The organism is Streptomyces sp. NPDC048349 (assembly GCF_040651925.1).
GTDB lineage: Bacteria > Actinomycetota > Actinomycetes > Streptomycetales > Streptomycetaceae > Streptomyces.
Genome location: NZ_JBEZLA010000057.1, coordinates 25,752 through 39,469, shown reverse-complemented (window position 1 = coordinate 39,469; position 13,718 = coordinate 25,752). Strand labels below are relative to the sequence as shown.

Below are 13,718 nucleotides of genomic sequence, written 5' to 3'. Positions count from 1 at the left end.
GGCAGTGCGCTCTGCGCCCAATCCTGGGCTAGCGCCCCTGCTCGTACTGGCGCAGCTGATCCAGGTTGATCATGCTCGTGTCGAAGAAACTGGTCTCGTCGAGCGACGGCTGCTGCGCCTGGGGCTCCGCGTCGTAGTGCGCGGCGTAAGCCGCTCCGGTGGAGCCGGTGCTCGCCCCGGCGTACGGGTCCGGCTGCTGCTGGTAGCCCGCGTACGGGTCGGGCTGCTGCTGGTAGCCGGCATAGGGGTCCTGGGGGGCCGGGTAGGCGTAGCCGTCCTGCTGCTGGGGCTGTTGCTGGTAGCCGTAGCTGTCGTACACGGGCTCGGGCTGCGCCGGGATCGGCGCGTGCACCGGCTGGGGCTCGGCCAGGCCGGCGAGGAAGTCGGCGTCGCTCGCCGAGCGGGACTGCTGCAGGCCCGCCGCGTCCTGGGCGGCCACGTGCGCGCCGAGCTCGTCGGTGGGCACCCGGCCCAGCAGCTTCTGCCGGCCGCGGCCGACGGCCTCCAGGGTCTTGGAGAGGACCGCCTCGAAGGTCGCCAGCTTGGTGTCCACGTACGCGTCCGCCTGCTGGCGCTGCGTCTGCGGATCATGGCTGCGCTCGGGCGCCTCCTCGTCCGGGTACCCGTGCTCGTCCAGACCCGGACCCCGGCCCAGCAGCTTCTCCCGGCCGCGGTCCACGGAGCCGATGGTCTTGGTGAGGACGACCTCGAAGTTGGCGAGCTTGCTGTCGACGTAGTCATCGGCCTCGGCCCGGATCTCCTCGGCCTCCCGGCGGGCCTCCTCCAGGATCCGGTCCGCCTCGGCCCGGGAGCGCCGTGCGATCTCGGTGTCGGAGATCAGCGAGCCGCGCTGGCTGTGGGCGGACTCGATGATCCGCTCCGCCTCCCGGCGCGCTTCCTCGACCATCTGCTCCCGGCCGCCGATGAGCTCCTGCGCCTGTGCGAGCGAGCCGGGGAGCGCCTGGCGGACCTCTTCGAGCTGGGCGAGGAGCTCGGCCCGGTTGATCACGCAGGAGGCCGACATGGGCATGGACCGGGCGCCGCCGACGGCCGCGACGATCTCGTCGAGCTTCTTCTGCACGTCCATGGGGGCTCGCACTCTCTCGGCCTCGGGCGGTTCCCGAGTCGGACGCCACGACTGTAAGGCCAGCGGGCGGCCCCCCGACACTGACTGACGGTCCCTCAGGTCCTCAGCGGTTGCGCAGGCGCTCCAGCAGCGCCGCGTGCACGTGCGCCGGAAGCAGGTGGGCGACGTCGCCGCCCCACGCCGCGACCTCCTTGACCAGGGAGGACGACAGGAAGCTGTAGGTGGGGATGGTCGGGACGAACAGCGTCTCGACGCCCGACAGACCCAGGTTCATCTGGGCCATCTGGAGCTCGTAGTCGAAGTCGCTGACCGCGCGCAGGCCCTTGACGATGGCCGGGATGTCCCGCTGCTTGCAGAAGTCGACCAGCAGCCCGTGGAAGGACTCGACCTGGACGTTCCCGTAGTCGGCCGTGGCCTCGCGGATCAGCTCCATCCGCTCCTCGACGGTGAACAGGCCCTGCTTCGACTCGTTGATCCCCACGGCGACGTAGACCACGTCGTACAGCCGGGAGGCGCGTCCGATGATGTCGAGGTGTCCGTTGTGGATGGGATCGAAGGATCCCGGACAGACGGCGCGGCGCAACTGAACTCCCTCGTTCATGAGTCTTCGCTGGTGAAGGCGGCGCGACCGTACCAAAGGGTGCCCTCGCCGTACTTCCGGGACCGGAGCGGCTCGAAGCCCTCGGGCCACGGGAAGGCACCGCTCCTGGTGCTGCGTTCCACGGTGACGAGCGCATCGTCCGCGAGCCAGCCATTGGACCGGAGTGTGAGCAGGATCTCGCGAAGATCGTCGTGGCCGACCGCGTAGGGGGGGTCCAGGAAGACGATGTCGTACGGTTCCCCGCCCGCCCGTGCCGCGATGACCTGCTCGGCCTTGCCCGACCGGAATTCGGCGCCGGGCAGGCCCACCGCCTTGATGTTGTCCCGGATGGACTTGGCGGCCTTGGGGTCGGTCTCGACCAGCAGGGCGTGGTCCGCGCCGCGGGACAGGGCCTCGAGGCCCACGGCGCCGGAGCCGGCGTAGAGGTCGAGCACCCGGGCCGCTGCGACGCCGTGCAGCGACTCCCACGTGGAGAAGAGGCCTTCGCGCATCCGGTCGGAGGTCGGCCGGGTACCGGTGCCCGGGGGCACGGCCAGCCGTCGCCCGCCGGCGGTGCCGGCGATCACGCGGGTCATCGATGAGGTCCTTCGGTCTGCGGGAAGAGCGGGCCCCCCTATTGTCAGCCCTTCTCCAGGTACTGCTCCCGCTCGGTGTCCAGCAAGGCGTCCAGCGCGGTGCGCAGCCCCGGCAGCCGCTCCAGCTCGGGGTCCTGCGCGACCACGCGGGTGGCCTCCTCCCGGGCCTGGGCGATGACCTCCTCGTCCTCGATCACGGCCAGCATCCGCAGGCTGGAGCGCACACCGGACTGGGCCTGGCCCAGCACGTCGCCCTCGCGCCGCTGTTCCAGGTCGATGCGGGAGAGCTCGAAGCCGTCGAGGGTGGCTGCGACGGCGGCCAGCCGGGCCCGGGCGGGGCTCGCCTCGTGCATCTCGCTGACCAGCAGGCACAGGCCGGGCGCGGAGCCGCGGCCGACGCGGCCGCGCAGCTGGTGGAGCTGGGAGACGCCGAACCGGTCCGCATCCATGATCACCATGACGGTGGAGTTGGGCACGTTGACCCCGACCTCGATGACGGTGGTGGCGACCAGCACCTTGACCTCGCCCGCGGCGAAGCGTCGCATCACGTCGTCCTTGTCGGCCGGGTCCATCCGCCCGTGCAGCACCTCGACGCTCAGCCCGGCCAGCGGACCGCGGGTGAGCTGCTCGGCGATGTCCAGGACGGCGAGCGGCGGCCGCTTGTCGGCGTCGTCCTGCGCGGAGGCCGCGGAGGCCTTCTTCTTCGGCTCCTCCTCGTCACCGATCCGGGGGCACACCACATACGCCTGGTGCCCCTTCTCCACCTCCTCGCGGACCCGCTCCCAGGCGCGGCTGAGGAAGTGCGGCTTGTCCTTGGCGGGCACCACGTGGGTGGCGATCGGCGAGCGCCCGGCGGGCAGCTGGTCGAGGACGGAGGTCTCCAGGTCGCCGAAGACGGTCATGGCGACGGTGCGCGGGATCGGGGTCGCCGTCATCACCAGCAGGTGCGGGGGCTGCTTCCCCTTGGAGCGGAGCGCGTCGCGCTGCTCCACGCCGAAGCGGTGCTGTTCGTCGACGACCACCAGGCCCAGGTCGTGGAACTGCACCTTGTCCTCGATCAGCGCGTGCGTGCCGATCACGATCCCGGCCTCGCCGGTGACCAGGTCGAGCAGGGCCTGGCGGCGGGCGGGCATCCCCATGGACCCGGTGAGCAGCACCACCTTGGTGCCCTGGTCGGATCCGCCGAGCATGCCTCCCTCGGCCAGGTCGCCCATCATCTCGGTGATGGAGCGGTGGTGCTGCTGGGCGAGCACCTCGGTGGGGGCGAGCATCGCGGCCTGGCCCCCGCAGTCCACGACGGCGAGCATGGCCCGCAGCGCCACCATCGTCTTCCCCGAGCCGACCTCGCCCTGGAGGAGGCGGTGCATGGGGTGTTCGGCGGCCAGGTCGTCGAAGATCTCCTTCGAGACGCCCCGCTGGCCTTCGGTGAGGGTGAAGGGGAGCTTGGCGTCGAACGAGTCGAGCAGGCCGCCGGGGACGGGGCGGCGGGGCACGGCCGGGAGCTGGGAGTCGGCGTGGCGGCGGCGGGCCAGGGCGACCTGAAGGACGAAGGCCTCGTCCCACTTCAGGCGCTGGCGGGCGTCGTCGATGTCGGCCTTGGTGGCCGGCCGGTGGATCTTCAGCAGGGCCTCGGTGAGGGGGACCAGCCCGCGGCCCTCGCGCAGCGCGGGCGGCAGCGGGTCCACGGCCTCCCGGGCGCCGGGCAGTACCGCGTCCACGCACTTGGCGATCTTCCAGGACTCCAGCTTGGCGCAGGCCGGGTAGATCGGGATGAGCTGGTTGGCGAAGGCGGTGGCCGCGTCCCGGTCGGAGGCGTCCGTGCCGAGGGGCTCGTAGGCGGGGTGGGCCAGCTGGAGCTTGTGGTTGAACTTCGAGACCTTCCCCGCGAACATCGCGCGGGTGCCGGGCAGCAGGTCCTTGTGCGGCTTGTGCACGCCCGCTCCGAAGAAGACCAGCTGGAGCCGGCCGTTGCCGTCGGTGATGGTCACCTCGAGGCGTTTGCCGCGGCCCCCGTTGAAGGTCAGGATCCGGGCGTCGGCGACCTGCGCGACGACGGTCACGTGCTCGTCGATCTGGTCGGCGAGCTCGGCCAGCGAGGTCAGCTCACCGCGCTCGGCGTACCGCCGCGGGTAGTGGTGGAGCAGGTCCAGGGCCGTGTGCAGGCCGAGCTGCTCGGCCAGCACCTTGGCGGTGGCGGGACCGAGCGTCTTCTTGAGGTCTTCGTCGAGCGCGGGCACGTGTTCCATTGCACACCATGCCGCCGACAACCCGGCTATTCCACCCCGATGAGCAGGGGCGCCGAGTACCGTCCGCCGCGGTAGGTGACCGTGTCCACGGCCAGGTGCCCGTGCTGGACGCAGGCTTCCAGGTGCTCGGCGAGGGTGTCCGGCACCTCCGGCCCCAGCACCAGGGTGACCAGTTCGCCGCCGGAGCCCAGCATCCGCTCCAGGACGGCCTCGGCGGTCTCGGTCAGGCTCGATCCGATGACGGCGACGTCGCCGTCGATGAGGCCGAGCACGTCGCCGGCCTGGCAGATCCCGGCCGAGGTGAACGACTGCCGTTCGGCGACGGCCAGTTCCCCGTACCGGGTGGCGCCGGCCGCCGCGGTCATGGCGACCACGTCCTCGTCGAAGCTGCCCTCCGGATCGTGCACGGCGAGCGCGGCCAGGCCCTGGACCGCCGAGCGGGTGGGGACCACCGCCACGCGCACGCCGTCGGCGCGGGCCCGCTCGGCCGCCGCGGTGGCGGTCGCCCGCAGCTCGGCGCCGCCCGGCAGCAGGACCACCTCGCGGGCGTGCGCCCGGCGGATGGCCTCGACCAGGTCGGCGACGGCCGGGGCCTCCCCGGGGCGCACGAGCACCGTGGTCGCGCCCGCCTCCGCGCACAGCCCCGCCAGGCCCTCGCCGGGGACGACGGCGACCACGGCCCGCTGGGCGCGCTCGCCCCTGGCCCGGCGCCGCTCGTCGCCGAAGTGCGTGATGCGTATCCGGTAGGGCCGGCCCGCGACGACCCCGGCCTCCACCGCCGCGCCCGGGTCGTCGACGTGGACGTGGACGTTCCACAGCCCCTCGCCGCCGACCACGACGAGGGAGTCGCCGAGCCCGTCGAGCCGTGCGCGCAGCTCCCCGACCGCCGCCTCGGAAGCCTCGAGCAGGTAGACCACCTCGTACGCCGGCCCGTCGTCCTCCTGCGCGCAGGGCTCCGGGGCCTGCGGTACGGGCACGGCCCGGCCGCGTACCGGCTCGGGGGCCGGCTCCTGCCCGGAGAGCGCCTGCCACAGGGCTCCGAGCACGGCGACCAGTCCGCAGCCCCCGGCGTCGACCACCCCGGCCCGGCCCAGCGCGGCCAGCTGCCCCGGGGTCTCGGCCAGGGCGGCGCGGGCCCCGTCGTAGGCGGCGCGGGCGACGTCGACGGCGGTGCCGGCCGTACGGCCGGCCTCCTCGGCGGCGCGTGCGGCCGCCGCGGCGACGGTGAGCATGGTGCCCTCGACGGGGTGCGCGACGGCCCCGTACGCCTCTTCCGCGGCCCGGGTCAGCGCCTGGGCCAGCAGCCGGCCGGGGCCGCGCTCCCCGGGATCCTCGCCGAGTACGTCGGCCACCCCGCGCAGCAGCTGCGCCAGGATGGTCCCGGAGTTCCCCCGGGCCCCGACGAGCGCCCCGTACGCGTAGGCGCGCACGGCCCGGGCCAGGGAGGTGTGCGGCGTGGCGTCGGTCACGCCCGGGGCATCGGCGGCGGGCTTCCCGAAGGCCTCGCCGAGGGCGCTGTCGGCCGATTCGGCGGTGAGGTAGAGGTTGGTGCCGGTGTCCGCGTCGGCCACCGGATAGACGTTGATCGCGTCGATGTCCTCGCGGGCCCGGCCCAGTGCGGCCAGGGCCAGCGAGCTCCAGGTGCGCACCGCTTCGGCGTCGAGCTCGTCAGGGCGCTGCGGCTGCGGCTCGTGCGGCACCGGGCGTTCCTCCTTGTGCGGGCCAGGGTTCACCGCAGGGTAACCAAGGACTGCCCGGGCGTCCGGACTCCGGGGCGGGGGCGGCGGCGGTCATGGTAGTTTTCTTGGACGGACGCAGTCGTTGTATGCTGCTCCGGTTGCCCGATGAGAGTCGGGCCATTCCCCCGGCAAACCACTTCAGACCTCTGATTCCGGTGCGCCGGGTTCACTGTAATTGCATCTGAAGTCTTTGGAGTGACCTGTGGCTGCCAACTGCGACGTTTGCGCCAAGGGGCCGAGCTTCGGCAACAACATCTCCCACTCGCACCGCCGCACCTCGCGTCGCTGGAACCCGAACATCCAGCGCGTCCGTGCCGTGGTCAATGGGACGCCGAAGCGCCTCAACGCCTGCACCTCGTGCATCAAGGCCGGCAAGGTCTCGCGCTGACGCCTCCCGTCGTAGCGCAGCCCTTCCGGTTGCCAAGAAGGCCGGTTCACCTCTGGTGAACCGGCCTTTTGCCTTGTCCGGACGGACTCAGCGCCACTGCCAGGCGTGATCCACCGGGCCGATGCCGCCGCCGAGGGGGAAACCGGCGGCAATGGCGCCCGTGACGTACTCCTTGGCGGCCGTGACCGCCTCGGGGACCGCCAGACCCTTGGCCAGGCCCGCCGCGATGGCGCTGGCGAGGGTACAGCCCGTGCCGTGGGTGTGCCGGTTGTCGTGGCGGGGGGCCCGCAGCCACCGCTCCTCGGTGCCGTCCGTCAGCAGGTCGACGGCCCGGTCCCCGTGCGCCGCCAGGTGCCCGCCCTTGATCAGCGCCCACCGCGGCCCGTACCCGAGGATCGCGTCGGCGGCCCGGCGCATGTCGTCCTCGCTCTCCACCAGCACGCCCGTGAGCTGCGCCACCTCGTCGAGGTTGGGCGTGGCCACGGCGGCCCGCGGGAGCAGCTCCTTGCGCACGGCGTCCAGCGCCGAGGCGGCGAGCAGCGCGTCCCCGTGCTTGGAGACCCCGACGGGGTCCACGACCGCCGGGGCGGGGGTGTCGGCCAGCAGGGCGGCCACCGTCTCCACGAGGACGGCGGAGGAGAGCATCCCGGTCTTCACGGCCCGTACGCCGATGTCGTCCACGACGGCCCGGTACTGGGCCGTGACGGCCTCGGCGGGCAGCTCCCAGGCACCCCGTACCCCGAGCGAGTTCTGGGCGGTCACCGCGGTCACCACGCTCATGCCGTGCACGCCGAGCGCCAGCATGGTCTTGAGGTCGGCCTGGATGCCGGCGCCGCCGCCGGAGTCGGATCCGGCGACGGTCAGGCACAGCGGCGGGGCGGTGCTCACAGCGCGCCGTCCTCGGCGGCCGGGTCGGCCCCGAAGTGGTCCCAGCCGCCGGTGCTGGTCCACGGCGCGCCGTCCACGGTGACCTGGGGCAGCGCGGAGCGGTTGAGCACCTCGCCGATGACCTTCCAGCGGGCCGGGAGCTTCACGTCGGGCGGGAAGGTGGCCACGATGGCGTGGTCCTCTCCCCCGGTGAGCACCCACTGCAGCGGGTCCACGCCGACCGCCTGGCCGATGTCGTGCATCTGGGTCGGGATGTCGACGGCTCCCGAGCGCAGGTCGATCCGTACCTTGCTGGCCTCGGCGATGTGCCCGAGGTCGGCGATCAGGCCGTCGCTGACGTCGGTCATGGCGGTGGCGCCGAGCCCGGCGGCCGCGGGGCCCGCGTGGTAGGGCGGCTCGGGGCGCCGGTGCGCCTCGACGAAGGCCCGCGGGGAGCGGAAGCCGCGCGAGAGGACCGCGAATCCGGCGGCCGACCACCCCAGCCAGCCGGTGACGGCCACGACGTCGCCGGGCTGGGCGCCGGAGCGCAGCACGGGCTCGTGGTTGCGCAGGTCGCCCAGGGCGGTGATGGCGACGGTGATGGTGTCCCCCCGCACGACGTCCCCGCCGACCACGGCCGCGCCCGCGACCTGGCACTCGTCGCGGATGCCGTCCATCAGCTCGGTGGGCCAGGTGACCGGGAGTTCGGCGGGGACGACGAGGCCGAGGAGCAGTGCGGTCGGCACCGCGCCCATGGCGGCGATGTCGGCGAGGTTCTGCGCGGCGGCCTTGCGGCCGACGTCGTAGGCGGTGGACCAGTCGCGCCTGAAGTGCCTGCCCTCGAGCAGGACGTCGGTGCTCGCCACGACCCGCCGGTCGGGTGCCGACACCACCGCGGCGTCGTCGCCCGGTCCGAGCCGGACCGCCGGGGTGGTGGTGAGCCGTGAGGTGAGCTCACGAATGAGCCCGAACTCCCCCAGCTCGCCCACAGTGCCCTTCATCGCTGTGCCCCTTCTTGCCCAGTCCGCTTGCGGTCGCGAGCCGTCACAGCTCTGGGTACCGTCAACAGATACGTCAACTTCAGCTCTCCGTACGCCCCGCTGTGCGTGGCGCCGGGCTCGCGGGTCTCCCCGCGGCGCACGGCGACGCGGTACCGTGGCGTCCCTTCTTCCCCCGGCCCTTTCGATCGTGTGGGGCCCACCCGAAGGTTAGGGGAAATGATCCTCGTGGCCGCCCTGGAGGTTCCGTGGTACAGGCGTACATCCTCATCCAGACCGAGGTGGGCAAGGCGTCGTTCGTCGCCGAGTCCATCGGCCAGATCCCGGGGGTGATCCAGGCCGAGGACGTGACGGGTCCGTACGACGTGATCGTGCGCGCCCAGGCCGACACCGTGGACGAGCTCGGCCGCATGGTGGTGGCCAAGGTCCAGCAGGTGGAGGGGATCACCCGCACCCTGACCTGCCCGGTGGTCCATCTGTAGCCCCCGTCTACTCTTGGCCGGTGATGTCCCTCCACCGCCGGCCCCTCCGTGTCCGCATGTCGTCGGCCCTGTCCGCCCTGCCCGCCGTGCTGGCCCTCACGGGCCTCGCGGCGTGCTCCCCGGGTGGTTCCCGGGCCCGGGTGGAACCGCCGCCCGCGCCGCCGGCCAAGGTCGCGGGGCTCTGTGCAGCGCTGCACGAGGAGCTCCCGGAGACGGTGGCCGGTCTGGCACGGACCGGGACCGAGCCGGAGTCCGAGCTGACCGCCGCGTGGGGCGGCTCGGCGATCGTACTGCGGTGCGGTATCCCCAAGCCCCGCGCGATGGCCGATCCGAAGCAGGAGGGCGTCCACGTGAACGGGGTCGCCTGGCTGCTGGAGGAGCTCGACGACGGGGGTTTCCGGTTCACCACGGGGATGCGGAAGGCGTACACGGAGGTCGTGGTCGACAAGGGGCATGCCACGGACGCGGGCATGCTCGTCGGACTGTCCACGGCCGTCGCCGCCACCGTGCCCGAGGGCATCTCCTCGTACTGAGGCAGCAGCCCCTCATACCGACCGCCCGCCGGCCGGCCCCGGAAAGGGGTCGGCCGGCGGGCGGTCGGCGGTTCGGAGCCGGGTGCGGCCAGGCCGGCAAGATCCGAAAGAGACGACCTAGCGCAGCCCGGTGGAGCGGCGCAGGGCGGCCTGGATCAGCAGGTCGACGAGTTCCGGGTACTCGATGCCCGACTCCTGCCACATCCGCGGGTACATGGAGATCGGCGTGAAGCCCGGCATCGTGTTGATCTCGTTGATGACGAACTCGCCGTCCTCGGTGAGGAAGAAGTCGGCGCGCACCAGGCCCTCGCAGGACGCGGCCTCGAAGGCCTCGATCGCGAGCCGCTGCACCTCGGCGGTCTGCTCCGGGGTGAGCGGGGCGGGCACGATCCCGGAGGCGGAGTCGATGTACTTCGCCTCGAAGTCGTAGAAGTCGTGGCTGGAGACCGGCGGGATCTCGGCGGGCGCGCTGGCGCGCGGGCCGTCCTCGAATTCCAGCACGCCGCATTCGATCTCGCGGCCGCGCAGCAGCGCCTCCACGAGGATCTTCGGGTCGTGGCGCTGGGCCTCGCGGATCGCGTCGTCCAGGCCGGAGGCGTCGTCGACCTTGGTGATGCCGATGGAGGAGCCGGCCCGGGCGGGCTTGATGAACAGCGGCCAGCCGTGCTCGGCGGCGAAGTCCAGGATGCGGCCGCGGGCGGCGTCGCGGTCGGCGGTCCACTCGCGGGGGCGGATGGTCACGTACGGGCCGACGCGCAGCCCGAAGGAGGTGAACACCCGCTTCATGTAGTCCTTGTCCTGGCCGACGGCCGAGGCGAGGACGCCCGAGCCGACGTACGGGACCCCCGACAGCTCCAGGAGGCCCTGGAGGGTGCCGTCCTCGCCGTACGGTCCGTGCAGGACGGGGAAGACGACGTCGACCTCGCCCAGGGCCTTGGGGACGGCGCCGGGCTCGGTGTAGACGACCTCGCGGCTGGCGGGGTCGACCGAGAGCACGACGGCGCCCTCCTCGGAGTCGGCGAGGTCCGCGACGCTCGGAAGCCTGCGGTCGGCGATGGCCATCCGCGACGGCTCGTCGGCGGTCAGCGCCCACCGGCCGTCCGTGGTGATGCCGATGGGCAGCACCTCGTACTTGGAGCGGTCGATGGAGCGCAGGACCGCGCCCGCCGTGACGACCGAGATGGCGTGTTCCGAGCTGCGGCCGCCGAACACGACGGCCACGCGGGGCTTGCGGCCCTGCTGCTCAGGGGTCTGGGGGAGGTTCTCGCTGCTCATATCGCCACGAGGGTACCCGCTCGGACGTCCGGAAAGGAGTCAGCGACGTTCCGGTTTGGCGCTGCGCCCCATCAGTTCCTTGAGCGCCACGAGGGTCGGCTTGCCGTGGTGGACGATGTCGACGACCGTCTCGGTGATCGGCATGTCGACCCCGTGGCGGTGGGCCAGATCGGCCACGGACTGGCAGGACTTGACGCCCTCGGCGGTCTGCTTGGTGACCGCGATGGTCTCCTCCAGGGTCATCCCGCGGCCGAGGTTGGTGCCGAAGGTGTGGTTCCGGGAGAGCGGCGAGGAGCAGGTGGCGACGAGGTCGCCGAGGCCGGCGAGGCCGGAGAAGGTGAGCGGGTCGGCGCCCATCGCCAGGCCCAGGCGGGTCGTTTCGGCGAGGCCTCGGGTGATGAGCGAGCCCTTGGTGTTGTCGCCCAGGCCCATGCCGTCCGCGATGCCCACGGCGAGGCCGATGACGTTCTTGACGGCGCCCCCGAGCTCGCAGCCGACGACGTCGGTGTTGGTGTAGGGGCGGAAGTGCGGGGTGTGGCAGGCGGCCTGGAGGCGCTGGGCGACGGCCTCGTCCACGCAGGCGACCACGGAGGCGGCGGGCTGGCGGGCGGCGATCTCGCGGGCCAGGTTGGGGCCGGTGACCACGGCGACGCGCTCCGCGGGGACCTTGCCGACCTCCTCGATGACCTCGCTCATCCGCTTGGCGGTGCCGAGTTCGATGCCCTTCATCAGGGAGACGAGCACGGTGTCGGGGGCGAGCAGCGGGGCCCATTCGGCGAGGTTGCCGCGCAGGGTCTGGGAAGGGACGGCCAGCACGGTGAAGTCGGCGCCGCGGGCGGCCTCGGCCGGGTCGGTGGTGGCGCGGAGGTTCTCGGGGAGTTCGATCCCCGGCAGGTAGTCCGGGTTGGTCCGGCCGGTGTTGATGGCGTCGGCCAGCTCCCGGCGGCGGCCCCAGAGGGTCACCTCGCAGCCGGCGTCGGCGAGCACCATGCCGAAGGCCGTTCCCCAGGAGCCGGTTCCGTAGACGGCCGCCTTCACGGGACGTGTCACTTCTTGCCCTCCCCCGCGGCCTTGCGCCGCTGTTCCGCCCTGGCCTTGCGATGGTCGTACGGCTGCTCGGGCGCGGTCTCGCCGCGCACTTCCTCCAGCAGCGCGGTGATGGCCGCCATGATGACCTCGGTGGCCTCCTTGAGCACGTCGGGGGTGGGTTCCCGGTCGTAGAAGGCGGACAGGTCGACGGGCGGTCCCGCGAGCACCTGGAGGGTCTTGCGCGGGAAGAGCCGGACCTTGTTCTCCCGGGCGTAGGGCGGCATGGCGAGATTCGCGCCCCACTGGGCCACCGGAATGACGGGGGCCTTGGTGATCAGCGCGACGCGGGCGGCGCCGGTCTTGCCGGCCATCGGCCACATGTCGGGATCGCGGGTGAGCGTGCCCTCGGGGTAAAAGGCCACGCATTCGCCGCGGTCGATCGCGTCCACCGCGGCCCGGAATGCGTCCAGGGCGTTGGTGCTCTCCCGGTAGACGGGGATCTGCCCCGATCCGCGCAGGATGGCGCCGACAATCGGGACGTCGAAGAGGGCCGCCTTGGCGAGCAATCGGGGTACCCGGCCGGTGTTGTACTGGAAGTGCGCGTAGGAGAGCGGGTCCAGATACGAGTTGTGATTGACGGCGGTGATAAAGCCGCCCTCGGCCGGAATGTGCTCCATTCCCCGCCAGTCCCGCTTGAAGAGCACTACCAGCGGCGGTTTTGCGATGACCGCAGCCAGGCGGTACCAGAAGCCGATTCTGCGGCGGGACACTCGGACACCTTCCTCTAGGACCGGTGCGCGGCTTGGGCACCTCGTAGGCCGGACAAGTGTCGCCCCACGCCCGGTCTCTGTCGAGAACACCGTACGCCCCGCTCACGCGGCCGGAGTCCCGGGCTGCCCGGGCGGGGGCGACAATGGGCCGACGCATGACCGGGTCATGACCTGACCATGGGCTGGACATGTGCCGCAGCGCACCGGAGGGAAGGGGTCGGTCACGAACGCCGTCTGGAGCCTGGTGGTGCCGTTGAAGCCCCTGGCGACGGCCAAGAGCCGTCTCGCGGCCGCGGTGGGCGCCTCCCGTCCCGGGCTCGCGCTCGCCTTCGCCCAGGACACCGTGGCAGGGGCGCTGGCCTGCGCGGCAGTCGCGGATGTGGTGGTCGTCACGGACGACGCGGTGGCCTCCGGGGAACTGGCCCGGCTGGGGGCGCGGATCGTCGCGGACGGTCCGGGGGCCGGGCTCAACGCGGCCCTGGCCCACGGGGCGCGGGCGATACGGGCGGGGCGGCCGGGGGCGGCGGTGGCCGCGATGAACGCCGACCTGCCGGCCCTGCGGCCGCCCGAATTGCTACGCGTGCTCGAAACGGCCTCGGTATTTCCCCGGGCATTTCTGGCGGATGCGGCCGGAATCGGGACGACCTTGCTTTCCGCTGCTCCGGACGTGGAATTGGCACCCGCGTTCGGCGGGCGCTCGCGGGCCCGGCATTCGGCTTCGGGAGCGGTGGAAATCGCCCTGTCGGGCGTGGACAGCGTGCGCCGGGACGTGGACACGGCGCAGGACCTGCGGACCGCGCTCGCCCTCGGTGTGGGGCCCCACACGGCCCGATACAGTGCCGGTATGCAGGCGACCGCGTACACGTACGACTCCCAGACCCGCAGCGGCAGTGTGCTGCTGGACGACGGCACCCCGGTGCCCTTCGAGGCCCCGGCCTTCGACGCGGGCGGCCTGCGGCTGCTGCGGCCCGGCCAGCGGGTCCGGATCGAGACGGCCGGCGAGGGCCCGGACCTGCGGATCACCCTGGTCACGCTGCAGACCTTCTGAGCGAACGCACCGCGGGGGGGGGGGGGGCCCCCCCGGGGGCCCCCCCCCCCCCCGGGGGGGGGGGCGCCCGCTCTGTTGGG

General features: G+C 72.7%; 13 protein-coding genes and 1 pseudogene. 4 read left to right on the top strand and 10 right to left on the bottom strand.

Going from position 1 to position 13,718, the window contains the following annotated elements; translation table 11 throughout:
* Positions 1-28: 28 nt before the first annotated feature.
* The 5 genes from AB0D44_RS26805 to AB0D44_RS26785 form a co-directional block, all read right to left on the bottom strand.
* A complete protein-coding gene (locus AB0D44_RS26805; protein ID WP_362595481.1) occupies positions 29-1,087 on the bottom strand; it encodes a cell division initiation protein in 1,059 nt (352 codons plus the stop codon).
* A 103-nt stretch (positions 1,088-1,190) separates the two neighbouring features.
* Positions 1,191-1,670, bottom strand: coding sequence for a pantetheine-phosphate adenylyltransferase (gene coaD, locus AB0D44_RS26800; RefSeq protein ID WP_362595505.1), 480 nt, complete (start codon positions 1,668-1,670; stop codon positions 1,191-1,193).
* A 14-nt stretch (positions 1,671-1,684) separates the two neighbouring features.
* Entirely contained in the window at positions 1,685-2,263 is a 579-nt protein-coding gene (gene rsmD, locus AB0D44_RS26795) for a 16S rRNA (guanine(966)-N(2))-methyltransferase RsmD (RefSeq protein ID WP_362595479.1), read from the bottom strand.
* Positions 2,264-2,307: 44 nt separating this feature from the next.
* On the bottom strand, positions 2,308-4,509 hold the full coding sequence (recG, locus tag AB0D44_RS26790) for an ATP-dependent DNA helicase RecG (protein ID WP_362595477.1): 2,202 nt from the start codon (positions 4,507-4,509) through the stop codon (positions 2,308-2,310).
* 26 nt (positions 4,510-4,535) lie between these two features.
* On the bottom strand, positions 4,536-6,209 hold the full coding sequence (locus AB0D44_RS26785; RefSeq protein WP_362595475.1) for a DAK2 domain-containing protein: 1,674 nt from the start codon (positions 6,207-6,209) through the stop codon (positions 4,536-4,538).
* Between the two features lie 241 nt (positions 6,210-6,450).
* Between AB0D44_RS26785 and rpmB the strand changes: the two genes are divergently transcribed.
* Entirely contained in the window at positions 6,451-6,636 is a 186-nt protein-coding gene (rpmB, locus tag AB0D44_RS26780; RefSeq protein WP_007266795.1) for a 50S ribosomal protein L28, read from the top strand.
* 87 nt (positions 6,637-6,723) lie between these two features.
* Here rpmB and thiD read toward each other — a convergent pair whose 3' ends face one another.
* Together thiD and AB0D44_RS26770 are read right to left on the bottom strand one after the other, a co-directional pair.
* Positions 6,724-7,524 (bottom strand): bifunctional hydroxymethylpyrimidine kinase/phosphomethylpyrimidine kinase, encoded by an 801-nt coding sequence (gene thiD / locus AB0D44_RS26775; protein ID WP_362595473.1) that lies wholly within the window; start codon positions 7,522-7,524, stop codon positions 6,724-6,726.
* Positions 7,521-8,504, bottom strand: coding sequence for a thiamine-phosphate kinase (locus tag AB0D44_RS26770; protein ID WP_362595471.1), 984 nt, complete (start codon positions 8,502-8,504; stop codon positions 7,521-7,523). The genes thiD and AB0D44_RS26770 overlap by 4 nt, the downstream gene beginning before the upstream one ends.
* A 245-nt stretch (positions 8,505-8,749) precedes the next feature.
* On the opposite strand from AB0D44_RS26770, the gene AB0D44_RS26765 reads away from it, so the two are divergent.
* Together AB0D44_RS26765 and AB0D44_RS26760 are read left to right on the top strand one after the other, a co-directional pair.
* Complete coding sequence (locus AB0D44_RS26765) at positions 8,750-8,983, top strand: Lrp/AsnC ligand binding domain-containing protein (RefSeq protein ID WP_030028650.1); 234 nt, start codon at positions 8,750-8,752, stop codon at positions 8,981-8,983.
* 56 nt (positions 8,984-9,039) lie between these two features.
* Positions 9,040-9,516 carry a DUF3515 family protein gene (locus tag AB0D44_RS26760; protein ID WP_362595469.1) on the top strand — a complete coding sequence of 159 codons (477 nt, stop codon included), beginning with the start codon at positions 9,040-9,042 and terminating at the stop codon, positions 9,514-9,516.
* Positions 9,517-9,633: 117 nt separating this feature from the next.
* On the opposite strand, the gene AB0D44_RS26755 is transcribed toward AB0D44_RS26760, so the two are convergent.
* The 3 genes from AB0D44_RS26755 to AB0D44_RS26745 are packed head-to-tail and all read right to left on the bottom strand — an operon-like array spanning position 9,634 to position 12,590.
* Positions 9,634-10,791, bottom strand: a complete 1,158-nt coding sequence (locus AB0D44_RS26755; protein ID WP_362595467.1) for a D-alanine--D-alanine ligase family protein — start codon at positions 10,789-10,791, stop codon at positions 9,634-9,636.
* A 39-nt stretch (positions 10,792-10,830) separates the two neighbouring features.
* Positions 10,831-11,841 carry an NAD(P)H-dependent glycerol-3-phosphate dehydrogenase gene (locus AB0D44_RS26750; RefSeq protein WP_362595465.1) on the bottom strand — a complete coding sequence of 337 codons (1,011 nt, stop codon included), beginning with the start codon at positions 11,839-11,841 and terminating at the stop codon, positions 10,831-10,833.
* Positions 11,838-12,590, bottom strand: a complete 753-nt coding sequence (locus AB0D44_RS26745) for a lysophospholipid acyltransferase family protein (protein WP_362595463.1) — start codon at positions 12,588-12,590, stop codon at positions 11,838-11,840. Before AB0D44_RS26745 ends, AB0D44_RS26750 begins: the two co-directional genes overlap by 4 nt.
* Positions 12,591-12,780: 190 nt before the next feature.
* On the opposite strand from AB0D44_RS26745, the pseudogene cofC reads away from it, so the two are divergent.
* Positions 12,781-13,434: pseudogene (cofC, locus tag AB0D44_RS26740) on the top strand (2-phospho-L-lactate guanylyltransferase); the annotation flags it as partial.
* Positions 13,435-13,718 lie beyond the last annotated feature (284 nt).